Source organism: Methylophaga sp. UBA1464 (assembly GCF_002325665.1).
GTDB lineage: Bacteria > Pseudomonadota > Gammaproteobacteria > Nitrosococcales > Methylophagaceae > Methylophaga.
Map to the genome: position 1 here is coordinate 22,598 of NZ_DCSO01000058.1, position 1,879 is coordinate 24,476.

The 1,879-nt window shown below is 47.8% G+C and carries 3 protein-coding genes; all 3 read left to right on the forward strand.

Going from position 1 to position 1,879, the window contains the following annotated elements; all coding sequences use genetic code 11:
• Nucleotides 1–649, forward strand: a 649-nt coding sequence (locus B3O33_RS07240; protein ID WP_292363291.1) for a tRNA threonylcarbamoyladenosine dehydratase, incomplete at its 5' end; no start/stop codon positions are given.
• The gene (locus B3O33_RS07245) at nucleotides 642–1,142 is read left to right on the forward strand and encodes a hypothetical protein (RefSeq protein ID WP_292361596.1); all 501 of its coding nucleotides are present in this window, start codon (nucleotides 642–644) and stop codon (nucleotides 1,140–1,142) included. The genes B3O33_RS07240 and B3O33_RS07245, both read left to right, overlap by 8 nt.
• 279 nt (nucleotides 1,143–1,421) lie before the next feature.
• Nucleotides 1,422–1,879, forward strand: a 458-nt coding sequence (locus B3O33_RS07250; RefSeq protein ID WP_292363292.1) for a TMEM165/GDT1 family protein, incomplete at its 3' end; no start/stop codon positions are given.

The window sequence follows — 1,879 nt, forward strand, 5'->3', positions numbered from 1 at the left end:
GGCCGGTATGGGCGGCGTCGGCTCTTTTACGGCAGAAGCTTTAGCGCGCATGGGTGTGGGCAAAATGACACTGGTGGATCATGATGTGGTCTCAGCCTCCAATATGAACCGTCAGTTGGTAGCACTGAACTCAACAGTCGGTAAATTAAAAGTCGAAGTCATGGCACAACGGATCGCAGATATAAATCCGCAATGTGAACTGAACCTGATTACTGAATTTTTAACGCCGGAAACGATTCCTGACACGCTCAATCAAGGCTTTGACGTAATCATTGATGCGATTGACAGCATGAGCAGCAAAACCACCCTACTGGAAACCGCATGGCGTAATCAGTTGCCGGTATTCTCCAGCATGGGCGCAGGCGGCAAACTTGATCCGAACCAGGTGCGTACCGGCGATTTAATGAATACGTCTATTTGCAAACTCGCCAAACAGTTACGTTCACATTTACGCAAGCGCGGTGTCGGTAAAGGTATCCAAACCGTTTATTCGCTGGAGTACCCGTTACCACCATTGCCCCCGGAACCAGTCAGTCGCGGACGGGCCCGTGCTGTAAATGGCACGGTGAGTTATATGCCCTCTATTTTCGGTTTAACGCTGGCAGGCCTGGTAATTAATCATATTATTGGTGATGCCCGACGTGTCTGATCCGCAAAATGTGGTGAATTGCACAGCGTATTATCAGCAACATCTGCAAACACTGCTTCAGCCTTACGGTATTGAAATCAAACCGGTTGCTGAGCATGAAGCCATACCCGGCAGTTTCTTTGGTGAACGTGAAGCTGGACTGCTAGGCAATCAATTATTGCTGCGGCTTGATACGCCAGTACATTCGGCACTACATGAAGCCGGGCACTATATCTGCATGGATGGTCAACGGCGCATTACTTTAGATACCGATGCGGCCGGTGATTACGACGAAGAAAATGGCGTCTGTTATCTGCAGATCTTACTTAGTGATTTTCTGCCTGATCTCGGTCGAGATCGGATGATGCTGGATATGGATAGTTGGGGTTACAGTTTCCGCCTCGGCAGTGCCAAAGCCTGGTTTGAAGAAGATGCCGAAGATGCGCGGCAATGGTTAATCAAACACCACATCATTAATGAAAACGACCAGCCCACCTGGCAACTCAGAGAATAAAAAAACCATTCATTGCAGCAAATTAACAGCCTGCTTATAATGCCCCCTGTCTTAGGGGAGTAGTCTACCCATCTTAGGGCCTGTTTATCTCTCATCGACGATGAAAGACAAACAGACCCTAGTGCGTGAATCTGTCAACATACTTGTGTCCTCAAGACGCATGGCAGATTCGTGTCATTCGCTGGAATGGCATTGGCAAGACCTGAGGCAAATAACAACTCCATAGGCGGGTAGTTGTTATTTGCCTTTGGTTTTTTATCCCGCCTGAGTAGCCAAATCATGGAAGCTTTTTTTGTTTCAACCACCACCGTTGCCCTGGCGGAAATTGGTGATAAAACCCAACTCCTTTCGTTATTCCTGGCAGCACGTTTCCGTGCCCCCATTCCCATCATTTTCGGCATCTTATTCGCTACCCTGCTTAATCACGGTCTCTCCGCCTGGCTGGGAGTATGGATCACTGAATTCATCTCTCCTGAAACTGGCAGGTTACTTATTGGCATCAGTTTTATTGCGGTTGCTTTATGGATATTAATTCCTGACAAAGAAGAAGATGCTTCTTCCAACCTGAATCGTTACGGGGCATTTGTCGCAACTTTAGTGTTATTTTTTCTGGCCGAGATCGGTGACAAAACGCAAATCGCCACCGTTATTCTGGCCGCCCAATATCAGCAGTTCTTCCTTGTTACATTGGGCACAACCCTTGGCATGATGCTGGCGAATGTCCCTGTTGTCTTATT